Below are 18,137 nucleotides of genomic sequence, written 5' to 3'. Positions count from 1 at the left end.
ACTCCTTAAACAACCTCGCTCCAATGGAGTATCGGTTGATGAGAACCGGGTGATTTTGTATACTTTAAACCAGTCCTAAAAATGGGTAGCTGACAATTATGGGGAAGCTTACAATTATGGGGAAGCTTACAGTAAAACTAGAAAATCTGAAAGCAATTCACAACTATGATGTTGATCGTTTCGATGTTTATAATGTTGTCATTGCACTAGTAAAACTAGAAAATCTGAAAGCAATTCACAACTGTATCCCTTTTATTTGTTTTGCCCTCTAGGTTGTCATTGCACTAGTAAAACTAGAAAATCTGAAAGCAATTCACAACAGGATAAGGACGTTATGTCTGCGTACTCGAGTTGTCATTGCACTAGTAAAACTAGAAAATCTGAAAGCAATTCACAACTGGGACGTGAAGAGTTTGAATTTCGCGAAGGTTGTCATTGCACTAGTAAAACTAGAAAATCTGAAAGCAATTCACAACTTGCGGACCAGCACCCAGCGGAGCGTGCGGGTTGTCATTGCACTAGTAAAACTAGAAAATCTGAAAGCAATTCACAACTGATACGGGCGTGACAAACTTCGCGGACTTGTTGTCATTGCACTAGTAAAACTAGAAAATCTGAAAGCAATTCACAACAAAGCGTGGTAGGCGTGTTTTTACTAATCTGTTGTCATTGCTCTAGTAAAACTAGAAAATCTGAAAGCAATTCACAACTCAGAAATCAACTGCAGCGCATAAGTTGCGCGGTTGTTATAGCAAGTTTTTCTATATCCAGGGCAAAAATCAGACACTTTTTTCAAAAGTGGCGTATATAGTAATAGATAGGGATCGTCTCCTTATTCGCGAAAATCGGCGCGTTCCGGTTGCGAAATTGAAAATGGAAAACAAACGCACGCCTTTTGAACAGCTTCCCATTACGGACCGGTTCATGTTTGCAATGGTGTTCAGTCACAAGGAAATCGCCCACCCCTTCCTTGAAGCGGTTCTCGGCATCAAGATTTATGAGCTCAGGGATCCCGAGCCCGAAAAGACTGTCGAAGTAAGCCCGTTCTACAAGGGAATCCGCTACGACGTCTTTGTAAAGGAAACGGGGCCGAGCGGAGAGATGCTCCGCAGTTTCGATATTGAATAGCATACAAGGCGAACGTCGCAATAAAATGCTTGCATTTTATTATGACTGAGCCGTAGTTGCAGACGCCAAAGGCGTCAAATGCAGATGGAAGACACCAAGGAAATTCCCAAAAGATCCCGTTATTATCAGGCCATGTGCGATAGCGAGGCTCTGAATAAGGGTGAAGTATACTACAACCTGAAAGAACTCTATATCGTGTTTCCCCATAGAGGATAACATCGACTAAGCAACAAGTTGCTAAGTCTTGTATACCTGTGCCCCGAGGACATTTTCGGGCAGGGGAAAGCAGTCTACAGGTTCAAGAACCTCGAGGTCGATAATCCGAAAACCGAATTAGGTGATCTTTGTTTCAAGAACTTTTATATATTTAACAAGTACCGAGACATCGCCGAGAAATCGATTAGGGAATATATGGAGTACTTCGCCACAAGGAAGCCGAATTCCCCAGAAACAGAAAATATCGATCGATTGGTCAAATGGTATCAGACGGACAACGAAACGAGGAAACGCTATATGACTTGGCAACAGGAAATCGACATTGCCGTTGACCTTGAACGCAAGCGTGCAGATGATGCTGAAAAGCGGTTTTACGAAGCAAGGGAACAAGCCCATGCTGCGGAGGCCCGTGCTCAAAAGTACGAGAAAATGCTCCGGGAACTCGGAAAATTATAATTCTAACTTTATTTTTACAAACGGCCTACGGGCCGTTTTTTTATCCACTCACACTTTTCTGATTCCTTGTTGATTTCAAGAACTCAATAAATTATATTAGGAACATGAATACCATTTGCAAAATCCTCCCCTTTGCGATTGCGGCTTCCGCATTCGCGGACAACACGTTTTTCCTTAACGAGGCGGGCTACGACTTGGGCATGCCATTTTCGGCCGTAGTACAAAGTACCGAAGAACTCGAAGGAACCAAGTGGAGCCTTTACTTTAATCGCGACAACATGCCCCAAACTCAAGGTTTACCCGCGCAAGTTTTAGCGGAGGGCGTATTTGGCAAAGGCGAAAATCCCGACAATTGGTCTAAAAGCGGAAAATACTATCGCATCGAAATTCCCTACAGTTTTATGTACGCAGGAACGTACTATATCGGCGATGTCACAGGCAGCCCATCCACATCAGCGGAATTCTCTGTAGGCGGAAACCAGCTTGCCAAGAGCACCCTCGGCATGGTGCTGGACTACTTCTACGACGACCGCGCCGACAAGGCTCCCATTACCGAATGGGACCAGAAGGTTTCCGTTTACGGGAGTTCGGGCGTTACGCGCGATGTTCGCGGCGGCTGGTACGATGCTAGCGGCGACGTGAGCAAGTACCTGAGTCATCTATCTTACGCCAACTATTTGAATCCGCAACAGATTCCCCTAACGGTGTGGGCTCTCGCTTTTACAGCGGAGCGCATTCCGGAGCTACTCGCGTCTACAAGCACCAAGGCAAAAACCGCAGACGAAGCCGCCTACGGCGCAGACTTCTTGGTACGCATGCTTGACGAACAGGGATTCTTCTACATGACTGTATTCGACAACTGGGGCATGGGAAGTCGCTACCTTTGCGCCTTTAGCGGTTCCGACGGCGTCAAGAGCAATAATTACCAGACGGCATTCCGCGAAGGCGGCGGCATGGCCATTGCCGGCCTTGCCCGCGTGGCAAAACTTGGAGTCAAAGGCGATTACACCAGCGAACAGTACCTCGCTGCAGCCGAGAAAGCTTATGCACACCTCTCTGAAAAGCAAAGCATCGGTAGCAATTGCGCCTACTGCGACGACGGCAAGGAAAACATCATTGATGACTACACCGCACTCCTTGCGGCAACGGAACTGTTCCTCGCTACGGGAAAAGCCTCCTACATGGACGATATGGAAAGCCGCGCTGGACACCTCGCCGCCCGCATTAGCGAAGATGGATATTTCTGGAGCGACGACGCGAAGACTCGTCCGTTCTGGCACGCAAGCGACGCAGGACTCCCGCTGATTGCCTTGATGCGATTCCTGGAAGCGGAAATGCAAATCGCACGCGAACCTTGCCCCCCTGAATTTGACTGTTCCGCCACCAACGGTGAAATTATCTACAAGACAGCACTATCTGCCGTTCGCAAGCACTTGAGCTGGCTCATCTCCATTACAAACAAGGTCGAAAACCCGTTCGGTTACGCCCGTCAGACATACAAAACTGGCGGAAACATCAAGGATGGTTTCTTTATCCCGCACGACAACGAAAGCAAGTACTGGTGGCAAGGCGAAGACGCCCGTATCGCAAGCCTTGCAGCAGCGGCATCGCTTGTCGCAAGTGATTTAAGCCTCCTCGACACTAACATCAACAAGTACGCAACCGACCAGCTCGACTGGATTTTGGGCAAGAACCCTTACGGCACATGCATGATGTACGGCATCGGAAAAAAGAACCCCGCCAAGTACGACGGCACCTCCGACTATGACGCAACCCTCAAGGGAGGCATCGCAAACGGCATTACCGGCAAGAGTACGGACGGTTCGGGAATCGCCTGGGATGACGATGGCGTTGCCTACGTAGGCTTTGATCCCAAAGAACCGTGGAACAACTGGCGTTGGGTGGAACAGTGGCTACCGCATAGTACCTGGTACCTAATGGCACTTGCCACCCGTTACGATGAAAACCCGATTAAGCTATACAACCCTGATGCAATCAAGCCTAAGACCATCGCAAGTGCAAAGTTCTCGGTGCTGACTCAGGGTCGCACGCTTACGATAAACGCCCGCGGTACCGCAAAGGTGCACGTCTTGGGAATCAATGGCGCAGAAATTGCGACCGCAAAGCTTACCGCCGGACACGCAACGCTGAACCTCGACAACGTGCAGAGCGGAATCTACATGGTCAAGGTTGACGGCTTTGGAGCAAAGAAGATTGTGATAAAATAAAAGAGGGCAAACGCCCCGGCTAGCCCTTCGACAGGGTCAGCAAAACAGCGCCCGCTAAAATGATGAAGGTCGCCAAAAGCAACTTGATTCGTTCGCGGGCCGTTTTGTATTCACCGAAAACGAACACGCCCCAGCCGAGGTTTACAAGCAAGTTCAGCTGCGTGAGCGGATAACCGATGGCATAACCGAGCGCGCCGTTCACATCGATAGCCCAGAAGCAGCCGTGCATGCCGACCGTCCAGAGCACACCCATCAAAACGGTAACAACGCTCGGCACAAGCTTGTATTCGAACATCTTTTTACGGCGAATTTCAAGCACGGCAATCAGTGCCTGGCTGCCGACAAAAATACCGATGGTAAACGGGCAAAGGAATTCAACATCGGTCATCGAGAGGCCCGACTGTAGCGCAAGCTTATAGGGAATCAGGTACGTACCGAAGGCAAAACCGCCCAAAAGCGAACGCCAGTTCTTGAATACGGAACCACCATGCGACGGCGACAAGCGCGAAAGCCCGATCAAAAAGCATGCAATCGCCGGAATCGAGAGGAAGAACTTGGACTGTTCGCCGAACAGGAGCACGCCCGAAAGGAACGAAGCCAAAATGCTCACCCCCATGGAACGCACGCCAGCGCCCGCAAGATCAGCCTCGGCTTGCACCGCCCAAAAACAGAAGGCTCCGCCCACGACCCACAAGAGACCGCAAAACACGCCCACCGGGTGCACGTTGAACGTGCCCGTATAGAACGCCACGACAAGCGCACTCAAAAGCGCGCCCAAGGTCATCATCGAAAGGTATGCCCAGCTTGAATAATTCGGCCATTTTTTAAGGGGCACCATGTAGGAGCCAAACATGAAAATGGCAAGCAAAGCTCCGATATAACTACTTTCCAATGCAGAACCCCGCGAAAATAGATTGTAAAATGTCTTCGGACGAAATTTCGCCCGTTATACTTTGCAAAGCGCGACGCACCAATTGCATTTCAAAAGCCAACAGTTCCACCGCCGGATTTGTCTGGAGCAGGCGGAGCACTCGGTTCACGCCGGCATAAGCGTCTTCGAGGCATGCCTTTTCGCGTTCGCTTGTAATCCAGAGGTCTTCTTCATTTTCACGTTTTTTGAACAAGGCGGAATTCATGACGCTCTTGAGCTCGGCAAGGCCCGCACCCGTCTTGGACGAAATGCAGATCCCCGTTTTAGGCAGGGACTCCCGCAAGTCGCACTTGGAGTGGACTATAAAATCAGGCTGGACAACCGGCTCGGTCGAATCCGTACCGTCGAGGACTAAAATCTTGAGGTCCGCCTCTTCCAAAATCTCGCGGGACTTTTTCATGCTGAGCGCATCGAGTTCGTCGGTGGCATGCTCTGCAATGCCTGCGGTATCGACCAGGCGGATTTCGCCGCCTTCCAAGAAGAGTCGGACTTCGACAAAGTCGCGCGTGGTGCCCGGCACATTGCTCACGAGCACGCGGTCTTCGCCGAGGAGTGCATTCACTAGGCTCGACTTGCCCGCATTCGGGGCGCCATAGAGAACTGCCAGCGGCAAGCGGCTCAGGTTCGCCTTTCCGCGGAAGCTGTTCAAAATCTGCTGGATAGATTCTCGGATAGAGACAAAGCGCGTCTCCCAGCCTGCAAAATCGGGGTCGGCTTCTTCTTCGGCAAAGTCCACGTCGAGTTCAAGGCGGGCCGAGATGTCTTTCACCTGTGCCGTGAGCGTCGCAATCTTTTTCGAAAGCGCGCCGCCCAGCAAGCGGTGAGCGTTCTCCAGTTCCGCGCGGTTTGCGCTGTGAATCACGTCGGCCACCGATTCGGCCTGGGTCAAGTCCATCTTGCCGTTCAAGAAGGCACGGCGCGTGTATTCGCCCGGTTCGGCCAGGCGCACGCCTTCGATGCGGCGAATCGCCTGCAGCAAGTCGCGCACGATCAGCGGGTTTCCGTGCGGGTAAAGTTCCAGCACGTCTTCGCCGGTGTAAGAATTGGGCGATTCAAAATAAATGAACAAGAGGCTATCGAGCACCTTGCCCGATTCCGGGTCGCGGGCCGTGCCGAGGTTTGCCATGCGGGGCACAAGAGCCTTGGCAGTCTTCGTTCCAAACAGGCGTTCCACCACCAAACGCACCTGCGAACCACTCACTCGGAGGGCCGCTACGGCACTCACGCCCGTAGGCGTCATCGGGGCTACAATCGTCTGGGAATCCATGGCGGCAAAGATAGCAAAAGCACCCAAGACCTTCATTTATGTACGAAAATTGACATATTGTATTTTAATATTTTCTTATTTGATTATTGCAATAGGGCATTTTTCCCTTATTTATTGTACATTTATTAACCTATGAGCCAATTCAAACTAATTTTCCGCCCCTTGGGCACCATCCCCTGTTTCGTGCTTCAACGCGATGACGGAGCCGAATTTGAAATTCTGAACGGTTTTGGCTGCGGACTCAACGGTTGGCGAGTCCCCGTAGAAAATCAGCAAAATACCCGAACCTCGACAATGCTCGATTTGCTTTACGGCTACAAAGACGAACCTACCCTTAGAAAAATTTCTCCTGACACAAATGCCGGTTGCAGGCTCACCCCCTTCCCCGGCCGCACTGCCTACGCCAAATTCACCTGGCAGGGCAAGACTTACGAACTTGTGAACAACGTAAGCTGGGCTCCGCATGCCCTGCACGGATTCTTGCAGAACAAGGAATGGGAATTCGAATCTTTTGAAAGCGAAGCAGACAGTTGCACCGCCGTATTCACTTGTGACTGGCCGGGTGCATTTGCCGGTTTCCCGTTTCCCTTCCGTGCCACAAACACCATCACCTTCACGGGCGAAAGCGTTTCGATTACCTCGACCGTCAAAAACGTCGGCAACACCGATATGCCCTATTCCGAAGGCTGGCACCCGTACTTTACTTTGGGCGAAAAGATTGACAACTTGACCATGAAATTGCCCAGTTGCTCGCTTGCCCTGTTGGACAAGGCGGACATTCCAACCGGCGAATTCAAGGAAGACTCCCGTTTCGAAAGCGGCCGCAAGATTAACGACGAATTTATTAACGACTGTTTCTGCCTTGAAAAAGATGTCACGGAATTGAAGGCCAACGGTTCTGACTTTATCAACAACGCTCACGTATCGCTCGAAAGCGACAACTATTCGCTTGATATTTGGCAGAAGGCCGGTGTCGAGCAATATAACGCAATCCAGATCTACACTCCGCCTGACCGCATGAGCATCGCTATCGAGCCCATGACTGCAGAGCCCGATGCATTGAACCATCACCGCGGCCTCATCGTAATTCCGCCTGGTGAAGAACGCACGTTTACATTCGGGTTCCGATTCCACGAAAAAACGGGCATCGAGTTATAAAAACGCAAGTTTTTTGTAAACTGCAATCTACGAAATCCGCCATTTTGGCGGATTTTTTTGTTGAGAATTACCCAACGATTTATTCAACACTATTCAAAATATGCTTTGAAATGCACTCAGCAAAACCTATTTTCCAAGACGACAATATAGGAGTCTGTTATGGAATTTACTAAAACCCTTCTCGCATTCGGCCTTGCCGCTGCAGCATCTGCAAGTGCGGCGCAGTACGAAGCCGAAGACGGAACACTCACCAAAGACGCAGCTGTCGCCTCCAATACCGAAGCATCGGGCGGCAAGTACGTCAAGATGAACGGCGGCGACATCACGTTCCCCGCTGTTACCGTCGAGAAAGCCGGCCAATACAGCGTAGTGGTCCACTACATGAACAACTACGGTGGCGACAAGATCAACTATGTCGGTGTCGGCAGTACTACCTCTCAGGTTTCCTTCCCGGTTACAGACAAAGGCAAGTTTGTCGATGTCGAAACCGTCCTTACACTTTCAGCAGGCGCAAACACGATCGCCATTACCAATAGCTGGGGCTGGATCGATGTGGACTACATCGAAGTCAAGGAATTTGAAGCCAAGGCATTCACCCTTTGCAACGCTCCCGTTACCAAGAATGCCACCCCGTCTGCAATCAAGCTTTATAATTTCCTGGTCAACAACTTTGGCAAGAAGACGATTTCTGGCGTGATGACCGGTAACATGGACGCCTACACCATTGGCGATGCCACCCAGCACGAAGACGTGCAAGCAGTTTACAAGGCCGGCGGCAAATACCCGGCACTCATCGGTGCAGACCTCATGAACGCAACCGGCGCCAACAAGGACGAAGGCTGGTTCCAGCAGTACACCGAAAAGGCTATCGATATCGCAAAAACCACCTGGAAGAAGGGCGGCATTCCGGCCTTCACGTGGCACTGGCGCCCGGGTGACGAAGTTGAATTTTACGTGAAGGGTGCTCATGACACCTACACCGAATTCGACTTCTCCGAAGCATTCATCAAGGGTTCCACCACTTGGGATACGACTTCTGCCGCCTACAAGGCGATTGTCGGAGATATCGACTACGTTTCCCAGATTTTCTTGGACCTCCAGAAAGAAGGCGTTGCCGCCATCTTCCGCCCGTTGCATGAATCCGGCGGAAACTGGTTCTGGTGGAGCATCAATACGGGCAAGCAGTTTGTCGCCCTCTACCAGTTGCTCTACGAACGCATGGTGTTCAAGAACGGCGTGAACAACTTGATTTGGGACTTTAACCCGCAAGACGCCTCCAAGCTTTCCTGGACTCCGGGCGAAACCTACTACGACGTTCTTAGCGTTGACATTTACAACAAGGCAAACGATCACCAGAGCAACAGCGCTGCATTCATCGACTTTGCCAACAAGGGCGGTACCAACAAGATTATCGCCCTCAGCGAAAACGGCCCGATTCCCGATGTCGACAACATGTACGCAGAAAACGCCCCCTGGAGCTGGTGGATGCCGTGGTACGAATCCTGGTCTGCAGGCTTCGTGAGTCAAACCGCCGAAAGCGTATGGAAGAAGAACCTCGCCGACGAACGAATCATCACGCTCGACGAAATGCCGGGTTGGGACAACTATAATGAAGCAGTCTCTGCAACAAAGGCATGCCCGACCTCGACCGAAAACGCCAAGTACGGTGCCGGCGAAGCAACTCCCGAAGACTACAAGAACCTGATGATGGCCGTGACCTACACTGCCTTGAACGACAGCGGTGCAAACATCGAACTCAAAAAGGTTCCGAACCTCACCGGTGCAACGACAGTTTCGTTGAAGATTACAAATAACGGTTCCGGCGGTGCAGACAATGGCATCTGGGTTGGTCTCGCCTTTGTAAGAAACGGCATGAAGGACGACGCCTGGACATGGGAAATGTCTACCTCCACCGGCTGCTGGATTAACGACGGAGCCTCTGCTACTTGCGAATTCGACATCACCAAGTACGAAGATGACGACAAGGTAGAACATCCGATCGATCTCGACAACCTCTTCTCTGTAACGCTCATGGTTGCAGCAGTAGGCTTCGAAGGAACCGTGATTTTCGACGAACTCGTCGCCGACAACGGCAAGGTGATTTCCGCATTCGACAAGAAGACCGAACTCTTCACCGCCGCCGACCAGAGCAAGGGTCATATCGCAAAGATCGAACTCGTCGACGAAACGGGCGCACCTGCCGCCATCAAGCCGGTGGTCGCCAAGGCAAGCGCCTCCGCCAAGCTCGGCGTCTCGGGCAAGACCGTCTCGCTCACTACCGCCAAGGCTGGCATGGTTGCCGTCGAAGTGTTCGGTATGAACGGCAAGCGCGTGGCAACGCTCTACAAGGGTAACCTCGCCGCAGGCACCAGCGCATTCAGCCTCGCCGACATGCCCAAGGGCCGCTACATCGTGCGCGTCAAGGGCGCAGGCATTGCCGCTACCCAGCCGGTATTAATCAAGTAAGTTTCTCTTCATGACTCCTAGAATCCCCGTGGTCGACGCAAGTTTGCCGCGGGGATTCTTCTATTTGAACAATGAATTTTCAATTTCGGGGAAAATAATGTATTTTAAAATGGAACCGGAGGTTGTATGAATACCTACAAGTTTTTGACCGCGACAGCGCTCGCTTTTTCGACCTACTCCATGGCAGCGGCCATCCGCGTCGAAGCCGAAGACGCCGTACCTGCCGACGACCACAAAATCGAGACATTGACCGACGCAAAAGCCTCGGGCGGCAAATATGTCGAAATGGGCGAAGGCGACCTCGCATTCACCGTCAACATGCCAAGCGACGGCTACTACACGCTGTACGTGAGCTACAAACTCCCCACCAATCGCGGCAGCAAAACCCAGAATCTGACTTTGAACGGAAGCTCCGCCGGTCAGGTGACCTTCGGAGTTTCCGATGATTTTAAGGTCCTCAAGGCGGCGGGTAAAGTCAAGCTAAAAAAAGGTGAAAACGCCATCGGGATTGTCCATTCCTGGGGATGGGTGGCCGTTGACTACATTGAAGTTTCAGAATACGAGGCGACCCCCTGGAACATCAGCCCGACGCCTGTAACGCCTGAACCCACCGAAAGCGCCCAGAAGCTCTACAACTTCTTGCTCAGCAATTTCGGCAAGCGCACCATCAGCGGCGTGATGACCGAACGCCCGTTCGAAAACAACGGGCAGTACACCCCGCAAGATTTCGACACCCAGACCGAACTCAGCTACATCAACAAAGCGAGCGGCAAGAACGTGGTGCTCGTCGGTTTCGACTTCTTGCATTCTTCCGGCAAGAGTTCTGACCAGCAATGGTATCAAGGCTATACGCATGCCTCCTTGGAAATGGCAAAGACCGTATGGAAAAAGGGCGGCATTCCGCAATTCAACTGGCACTGGAAAGACCCGATGCACGACGTGGAAGCGTTTTATACCGAATCTAGCGGCAACACGCCTTTTACCGAATTCAGCATCGGACTTGCTTACGACACCACCACCGGCAAGTGGAAAACCGACAGCGACGAATACAAGGCCCTTATGCGCGACATGGAAATGATTGCCGATTCGCTTTTGACACTCCAAAAAGAAGGCGTTGCCGTGCTGTGGCGCCCGCTGCATGAAGCGAGCGGAAAGTGGTTCTGGTGGGGGACCGACGGTGCTAAAGCCTGTGTTGCCTTGTACAAGCTCATGTTTGACACCTTCGTGAACAAGAAAGACCTGCATAACCTGATTTGGGTCTGGACCACCGACGAAGCCCCCGATGCGCTGGACTGGTACCCAGGCGACGAATACGTAGACGTCGTAGGCCGCGACTATTACTACTACCCCCGCGAAGCAAACCACGCCTCGCTCGTGAGTTCCTTCGAAAAAGTCAAGGAAATGTACGGCGCCAAAAAGATCGTCACCTTGTCCGAAAACGGCTCCGTGCCCTACCCCGACGAAATGAAGGCCGATGGCGCGAACTGGAGCTGGTTCATGCCGTGGTACGGCGACTACGCCATGGAAGGCTGGGCAAACGACAACAACGCCGAAAGCTGGAAGACCGTGATGAACAACGATTACATCATCACGCTCGAAGACATGCCCGGCTGGGACAAGTACGAAATGCAGCCGACCGCAATCGCCACCTCCAAGAAAGCCTCCCCCGCAGTCCGGCTTGTCGGTCGCGATTTGCAGGTAAATCTGAGCGCTGACGCGGCTCAAGTTTCGATTTACGATTTGCAAGGAAACCGCGTGCTCGTAAGAAAAATGAGCCAGAACGGCACGATTGCGCTTTCACGCCTCGCCCGCGGACCGTACCTAGTAAAAATTCAGGCGAACGGATTGACTCAGAGCCTCAAAATCACGCTAAAATAGCCAAATTTCGCTAAAAAACGCGTAAAACGATTATTGCGGGAAAGACAACATCTTTTCCGCTTTTTTGCTTTCAAAATGAAAATCGCGGCCATTCGAAGGTATATTTAAGGCATAAATTAAGGAGTGTTGTATGGGATGTAAATTACTCGCGGCGCTGTCCGCATTCTCCGTGGTGTCTGCGTTTGCAGCCCCCACCATGTACGAAGCCGAAGATTTGCCTGGCGCAAGCGTTGCCGAAGGCGCCGAATTTTCGGGCGGAAAGTACGCAAAGACCGCAGACCCGAGCGGCATCACGTTCACCGTCAAGGTTGAAGAAACCGCCGTCTACGATATTACCACCAAGGTTTTAATCAAGCAATACGACTGGACCACCTCTAAAATCGCGGTCAACGGAGTGGATGTGGGTTCCATGCTCACCACCCCGCGCAACTGCGATTCGAGTTACGTGGTTTCGGCATCGGCCAAGATGAAGGCCGGCGAAAACAAGATTACCGTAGGGAACCAGGCTCTCGGCGTGGACTACATTACCGTCGAACGCCACCCCGACCCGACATTCAACATCGGAACTGCACCAGTCACGCCGAACGCCAGCGAAAGCGCCAAGAAACTCTACTCCTTCCTGCGCGAAAACTTCGGCAAAAAGACCGTTAGCGGCATGATGATTAGCGACCAAAATTTCAACTACGATTACGGCAACATGCGACTCATTCCGCCTGGCGGCTGCACGCCCGCGGACTCTTGCAAGTTCAGCGACGAAGAAGTCTCGTGGAAGGGCCAGACCGACATCGCCGAATTCTACAAGCGTAGCGGCCACTACCCCGCTATCGGCGGCTTCGACATGCTCTTTGCCGCAGGCGGCCACCATGAAGAAGGCTGGTTCAAGGGCTACACCGAAAACAACTTGCTCATGACCGAAGACTTGTGGAACATGGGCGGCATTCCGACTTATACTTGGCACTGGAAGGTCGGCGAAGACACCGTATTCTACACGCAGGGCACTCCCGCAGGCTTTAACAACCCCGGCTGCACCGAAGGCGTCATGGGCACTTCGAACACAAACACCTGCTTTAACTACACCAAGGCTTTCAAGGGCGACAAGTGCCAAGAAATTGATGAAACCTCACAGGAATACAAGGACATCGTCGCCGACGTGGACATTGTCTCGGGCTACTTCAAGCAACTGCAAGACAAGGGAATCGCCGTCGTGTGGCGCCCACTTCACGAAGCAAGCGGTGGCTGGTTCTGGTGGGGAGTCGCAAGCGCCGAATGCTATGTACAGCTGTACCGCCTGGTATTCGATCGCATGGTCAAGACCAATAAGCTCACCAACCTAATCTGGGTCTGGAACATCAATACCGACCCGAAATTCGGTTACGACTACAGCGCTCTGAATGCGGCCTGGTACCCGGGCGATGCATACGTAGACATTGTCGCAGTCGATATTTACGACCCGCTGAATGACCACAATTCTGCAGCCAATTACTACAACAAGATTGTGAGCGACGTGGGCACAAGCAAGATGATTGCCTTGAGCGAAAACGGTGCTATTCCGGACATCGACAGCATTGCCGAAGACAAGGCTTATTGGAGCTACTGGATGACCTGGAGCCAGACCTGGAGCGGAAACTTCTTGGAAAAGACTCCTGCCGACATGTGGAAGCGTAACCTGGACGACGAACGCATTATCGCTCTCGACGACATGCCCGGCTGGGATAACGTAAACGCCGGCACCACCCCAATTCGCAGTGTAATCACAAACAAATTAAACATTGCGTTACAAGGCAATAACTTGAGCATTACCGTTCCGCAAGCAGGCCACACAAGCATCGCCCTGTTTGACATGCTCGGCCACAAAGTTGTAAGCCTTGCCAAGGGCAACCTGCCCGCAGGCTCTCTGCAATTCAGCCTCGACGGAATCGCCCGCGGCAACTACATCGTTCGCGCCAAGAACGGCACCATGAACTACGCACAGAGAATTCAGGTGAAATAAAGCCTACAAAAAAATAACATTAGCAAACAGGGACTCGCTCAAGCGAGTCCTTCTGTTTACTCGTCACTGCCTTTCGCCCACTATTTTTTATATTTGTTAACATGGAAAAGAAGCACCCCCTTTATTTTACGATCCACGGTCACTTTTACCAGCCGCCTCGTGAAAATCCTTGGACGGGCGTTATCGAGAATCAGCCGAGCGCACGCCCCTTCCACGACTGGAACGACCGTATTGCAAGTGAATGTTATAGTCCGAATTCCGCCAGCCGTATTTTGAGCCCGAACGGACGTATTGTCGATATTGTCAATAACTACGATTTTATGAGCTTCAACATGGGTCCGACTCTCATGGGTTGGATTCGCACGAACGCGCCCGACACCTACAAGCGCATTCAAGAAGCCGACAAGCGAAGCGCCGAACGCCTAAATGGTCATGGTAACGCCATTGCGCAGGTGTATAACCACATCATTATGCCGCTCGCAAGCGCCGAAGACAAAAAGACGCAGATCCGCTGGGGCATCGAAGACTTCAAGTTCCACTTTGGTCGCATGCCCGAAGCCATGTGGCTCGCCGAAACCGCAATCAACTTTGACACAGTAGTGGAACTCATCAAGGCCGGCATCAAGTACACGATTCTTTCGCCCACGCAGGCAGACAAGTTCCGCAAGCTGGGCGATACCGAATGGACTGGCTGTAGCAACACCGATATCGACACAACGCGCCCGTACCGCATTTACCCACGCAACAAAGACGGCGTACTCGTTTGCGACGGCTACCTGGATGTATTCTTCTACAACCCGTGGCTTTCTTCTGCCGTGGGCTTTGAGCACTTGTTGCGCGACGCAGGCACCTTCGGCAACCGCATCAGGGACGCCTGGGACGAAAACCGCACAGACCCGCAGCTGGTAAGCATCGGTACCGATGGCGAAAGTTACGGTCACCACGAACCGTTCGGCGACATGTGCGCCGCCTGGCTCTACAACCACTACGCCCCCGACCACAACATGGTACCGGTAAACTACGGCTGGTTCCTCGAAGAATTCCCGCCGCAGCACGAAGTTTTGCTCAAGAACTTCTACAGCGAAGGTTGCGCCTGGAGCTGCGCTCACGGCGTTGGCCGCTGGTACCGCGATTGCGGATGCTCGACAGGCGGCGGCCCGGGCTGGAACCAGAAATGGCGCGGTCCTCTGCGCGACGCATTCAACCACCTGAAAAAACTCGCCGACGACATTTTCTACCGCGAATTCGAAAAGATTTCGGACGTGAATCCCTGGGATGCACGCAACAACTTTGTCGAAGTCCTGGTTGCTCCCGAAGACGAATCCCGCATCAAGGCATTCCTTGCCAAGACGGTCAAGAATCCAGACGACCCCGACATGTGCGCCAAGGCAATCCGACTTCTGGAAGTTCAAAAATTCTGTCTGTTCAGCTTTACGAGCTGCGGCTGGTTCTTCAACGACATCGAAGGTCTGGAACCGGTACAGAACATGCGCTACGCCCTCCGTGCCATGGAACTCCTGGAGCCGTTCCTGCCGTATGGTCACCACATCAAGAACGAAGTCATTAGCATTCTTGCCCGCGCCACCAGTAACGAACACAAGTGGAACGGCGCCGAGGTGTTTACAAACTACGCCGAAGAGAGTGTCCCGGTGGTCGTGAAGGAAATGGCCGAACAGGCCGCAATTTTCCACCTGAACCTAGATGACGATTCAGAAAAGAACAAGAAGATTGTCGCGACCAAGATTGCCTCTCGCAGGCGCCAGACGCTTGTACGCACCGAGTATTACGACAAGTACATCAACGAACGCCGCATTTCGACGGTACTTGCCATCACCGACATGCTCGGCCGCATCAACCTGGTCGTCGCCGATGGCGAAAACGAACAGAACGGGCTTAAGTTTGTTGAAAATCCGAACATGAGCACGCAGGAACTGCAGGCGCTCTACCCCACCGCCTATGTGGTTCGCATGCGCAACCTGATGAGCGACTCCATCAAGCGCATCAACCAGATTTCGACTAAGAAGTACCTGAACGAAATTACGGAATCGTTCTCGAACTTCGCCCTTTCGCATGGCCTTTCAATCGACAGTCTGGCCGACCTTGACCACACCCTGCCAGATACGATGCGCAAGATTCTTTCGCTCGAAATCAACTCCAAGATTCACCACCTGGCACTCGAATACATGGAAAACGACGACCAGAAGGTTTTCGACGAAATCAAGGATTTGATTGAGGAAGCGAACGCCCTGCATACGCATTATTCCTTTGGCGGAACAGGCCGTATGTTCCATGCAAAGCTCATCAAGCTGATCGACTCCGTTTTCGAAAGCTTCGATACGAACGCCGTTCATCACATCACGGGACTTATCACGGTTGCCGACTGGCTCAAGCTCGAAATCGACAAGACCACTCTCGAAAACAAGGTGTTCCCCGCTTACCAAGAATACGTGAAATACCCGACCAGCAAGATTGCGGCACTCAAGCCGATGTTCAGCTGGTTAAACTTCGAGGTATAAAAATGTACAGGATGTCCGAACAGCCGTTGATTAGTGCAGATGAAATTCGAGGGCGTATGGTTACGCTTGCCCAAGAAATTGCTGCGGCCTACGACTACGACATCCTGCTTTCCGCCCTCACCGGTGCCTACATGTTTACAGCCGACTTGACCAGGGAACTTTCAAAGGCTCTAGGCCCAAAGGCGAAACAAAAAAGGATTGCCTTTATCAAAGCCTCAAGTTACGGCAATTCCACTGAATCTAGCGGGAAACTTCAAGTGCGTGGGCTCGACAAATTTGACCTCAACGGCAAAAAGATTCTGGTCGTCGACGACATCGCCGACACAGGAACCACGCTCCTCGGGCTCTCAAACCTGCTCATGGAAGCGGGCACCAAGGAAATTCGCACTTGTGTACTTTTGAACAAACAAGAACGTCGCGAAGTCGACATCAAAGCCGATTTCGTGGGGTTTGAAATAAAAAACGAATTCGTGGTGGGCTACGGCCTAGACTTCGCAGAAGACTACCGTATGCTCCCCGAAATCTGGACGCTACAGGAGACAAACTAAATGGCAAACAACGATTTAGATGACGTCCGGCTTCACGCCACTCAAGCTTTCGAAGCGGTTGAACGTAGCTACAACAAGATTGGCCGCGGCAAAAGGTTCTTGATTAACCTTGGCGTATGCCTATTGTTCTTTATTGCAGGCATCGTTACCTGTAGCGTATTCACAAGTATTCCCAACGAAGGTATTATTGAACGTGTAGCAGCCCAGCCCGACATGCCCAACAAGTGCAAGTACCGCTATGACCGCGCCATGGAATACGCCATTATGCACGAATGTGTTTTTGGCAAGGGAACTCCTGGCAGCGAAAAGTCGCTTATCCAGCGAATCAACTATTGTACCTGCGCCCTCGAAAGTGTGCAGAAGAAAAAGCCCTATCAGAAAATGTTTGAAAATAACCTCGTAGACTTCACCTTCAAAATTCGCGAAGAAAACCTGTGCCGCGAAAACAAAGTAATCCCCACCTTGGATGACGAAGATGACGATACGAAGGACAAGGCAAAGAAATGAACGTCGAAGAAATAGAACAGAAAATCCGTTGCGAAGCCGAAAAGTTAGTTCACGACGAACCTCTTTCGGTACTGATGATTACGGAGCAAATTCTTAACAGCAAGAACTTTGCCGCAATGCTTTCGGTCACTCTTTCTTGTCAGCTTGCTGGCGAGGTGATTGACCGTACTGAGCTTGAAAAAGTTTTCGGAATTCTTTACCTCAAGTATCCGGAACTGGTCACTTGCGCAGGCAAGGACTTGTACGCAACGGTTCTTCGCGACCCGGCTTGTACGAGTTTCCTGGAACCGCTTCTGTTCTTCAAGGGCTTTCAGGGCCTGCAGGCATACCGCGCCGCCCATGCCCTGTGGCAAGAAGGCAGATCATTCCCCGCCAAAATGCTCCAGAGCATCATTAGCCGCAAGTTCGGCATGGACATTCACCCGGCCGCTAAAATCGGTTACGGCCTTTTGATTGACCACGCCACAAACATTGTCATCGGCGAAACCGCTGTCGTTGGCAACAATGTGAGCTTCTTGCACGGCGTGACACTCGGCGGTACCGGCAACGAAGTCGGCGACCGTCACCCGAAAATCGGAAACGGCGTGATGCTCGGTGCCCATGCGCAGCTGCTCGGCAACATCCACATCGGTGATGGCGCAAAGATTGGCGCTGGCGCTGTGGTGGTAAGCGACGTTCCGGCACATACGACTTACGCAGGCGTGCCCGCCGTACAAGTCGGTAAGCCACACGACGAAATGCCCAGCTTCAACATGCAGCAAGACTTCACCCGCGACTGCGAGTAAGCAGCAGGAAGTGACACGAACGTGTCATCCTGAGCTAAACGAAACTTAGAACTTTAGTTCTGT

General features: G+C 51.9%; 14 protein-coding genes and 1 CRISPR repeat array. Of the genes, 12 read left to right on the top strand and 2 right to left on the bottom strand.

What is annotated here, in order from left to right:
• Positions 1-130 precede the first annotated feature (130 nt).
• Positions 131-710: direct repeats of the CRISPR family, unit length 34 nt; unit sequence AGTAAAACTAGAAAATCTGAAAGCAATTCACAAC.
• A gap of 163 nt (positions 711-873) precedes the next feature.
• From B9Y58_RS12940 to B9Y58_RS12930, 4 genes are all read left to right on the top strand, one after another.
• On the top strand, positions 874-1,128 hold the full coding sequence (locus B9Y58_RS12940; protein ID WP_073057656.1) for a hypothetical protein: 255 nt from the start codon (positions 874-876) through the stop codon (positions 1,126-1,128).
• A 78-nt stretch (positions 1,129-1,206) separates the two neighbouring features.
• Complete coding sequence (locus tag B9Y58_RS14630; protein ID WP_158278368.1) at positions 1,207-1,344, top strand: hypothetical protein; 138 nt, start codon at positions 1,207-1,209, stop codon at positions 1,342-1,344.
• 297 nt (positions 1,345-1,641) lie between these two features.
• The gene (locus B9Y58_RS14625) at positions 1,642-1,800 is read left to right on the top strand and encodes a hypothetical protein (RefSeq protein ID WP_158278367.1); all 159 of its coding nucleotides are present in this window, start codon (positions 1,642-1,644) and stop codon (positions 1,798-1,800) included.
• A gap of 104 nt (positions 1,801-1,904) precedes the next feature.
• Positions 1,905-4,028, top strand: a complete 2,124-nt coding sequence (locus tag B9Y58_RS12930) for a glycoside hydrolase family 9 protein (RefSeq protein ID WP_073057659.1) — start codon at positions 1,905-1,907, stop codon at positions 4,026-4,028.
• A 19-nt stretch (positions 4,029-4,047) separates the two neighbouring features.
• Here the strand turns inward: B9Y58_RS12930 and B9Y58_RS12925 are convergent, their stop codons facing one another.
• Complete coding sequence (locus B9Y58_RS12925; RefSeq protein WP_073057661.1) at positions 4,048-4,920, bottom strand: GRP family sugar transporter; 873 nt, start codon at positions 4,918-4,920, stop codon at positions 4,048-4,050.
• Positions 4,910-6,262 carry a tRNA uridine-5-carboxymethylaminomethyl(34) synthesis GTPase MnmE gene (gene mnmE, locus B9Y58_RS12920; protein WP_233247977.1) on the bottom strand — a complete coding sequence of 451 codons (1,353 nt, stop codon included), beginning with the start codon at positions 6,260-6,262 and terminating at the stop codon, positions 4,910-4,912. Before mnmE ends, B9Y58_RS12925 begins: the two co-directional genes overlap by 11 nt.
• A 96-nt stretch (positions 6,263-6,358) precedes the next feature.
• On the opposite strand from mnmE, the gene B9Y58_RS12915 reads away from it, so the two are divergent.
• The 8 genes from B9Y58_RS12915 to cysE all read left to right on the top strand — a co-directional run bounded on the left by B9Y58_RS12915 (position 6,359) and on the right by cysE (position 18,074).
• Positions 6,359-7,384, top strand: coding sequence for an aldose 1-epimerase (locus B9Y58_RS12915; RefSeq protein ID WP_073057663.1), 1,026 nt, complete (start codon positions 6,359-6,361; stop codon positions 7,382-7,384).
• A 159-nt stretch (positions 7,385-7,543) separates the two neighbouring features.
• Positions 7,544-9,850, top strand: coding sequence for a glycosyl hydrolase (locus B9Y58_RS12910; protein WP_073057665.1), 2,307 nt, complete (start codon positions 7,544-7,546; stop codon positions 9,848-9,850).
• Between the two features lie 126 nt (positions 9,851-9,976).
• On the top strand, positions 9,977-11,728 hold the full coding sequence (locus B9Y58_RS12905) for a glycosyl hydrolase (protein ID WP_073057667.1): 1,752 nt from the start codon (positions 9,977-9,979) through the stop codon (positions 11,726-11,728).
• A 130-nt stretch (positions 11,729-11,858) separates the two neighbouring features.
• Positions 11,859-13,718 (top strand): glycosyl hydrolase, encoded by a 1,860-nt coding sequence (locus B9Y58_RS12900; protein ID WP_073057669.1) that lies wholly within the window; start codon positions 11,859-11,861, stop codon positions 13,716-13,718.
• Positions 13,719-13,819: 101 nt separating this feature from the next.
• The gene (locus tag B9Y58_RS12895; protein WP_073057671.1) at positions 13,820-16,234 is read left to right on the top strand and encodes a DUF3536 domain-containing protein; all 2,415 of its coding nucleotides are present in this window, start codon (positions 13,820-13,822) and stop codon (positions 16,232-16,234) included.
• A gap of 2 nt (positions 16,235-16,236) precedes the next feature.
• Positions 16,237-16,782, top strand: coding sequence for a hypoxanthine phosphoribosyltransferase (hpt, locus tag B9Y58_RS14460; protein ID WP_073057674.1), 546 nt, complete (start codon positions 16,237-16,239; stop codon positions 16,780-16,782).
• On the top strand, positions 16,783-17,289 hold the full coding sequence (locus B9Y58_RS12890; protein ID WP_073057676.1) for a hypothetical protein: 507 nt from the start codon (positions 16,783-16,785) through the stop codon (positions 17,287-17,289).
• Positions 17,286-18,074, top strand: a complete 789-nt coding sequence (gene cysE / locus B9Y58_RS12885) for a serine O-acetyltransferase (protein ID WP_073057678.1) — start codon at positions 17,286-17,288, stop codon at positions 18,072-18,074. The genes B9Y58_RS12890 and cysE overlap by 4 nt, the downstream gene beginning before the upstream one ends.
• The last annotated feature ends 63 nt before the right edge of the window (positions 18,075-18,137 follow it).

Origin of the sequence: Fibrobacter sp. UWB15 (genome assembly GCF_900177705.1) — a bacterium.
Classification (GTDB): Bacteria; Fibrobacterota; Fibrobacteria; order Fibrobacterales; family Fibrobacteraceae; genus Fibrobacter.
Note: the sequence above shows the minus strand (reverse complement) of the source record. Positions and strands in the feature narration are given on the sequence as shown.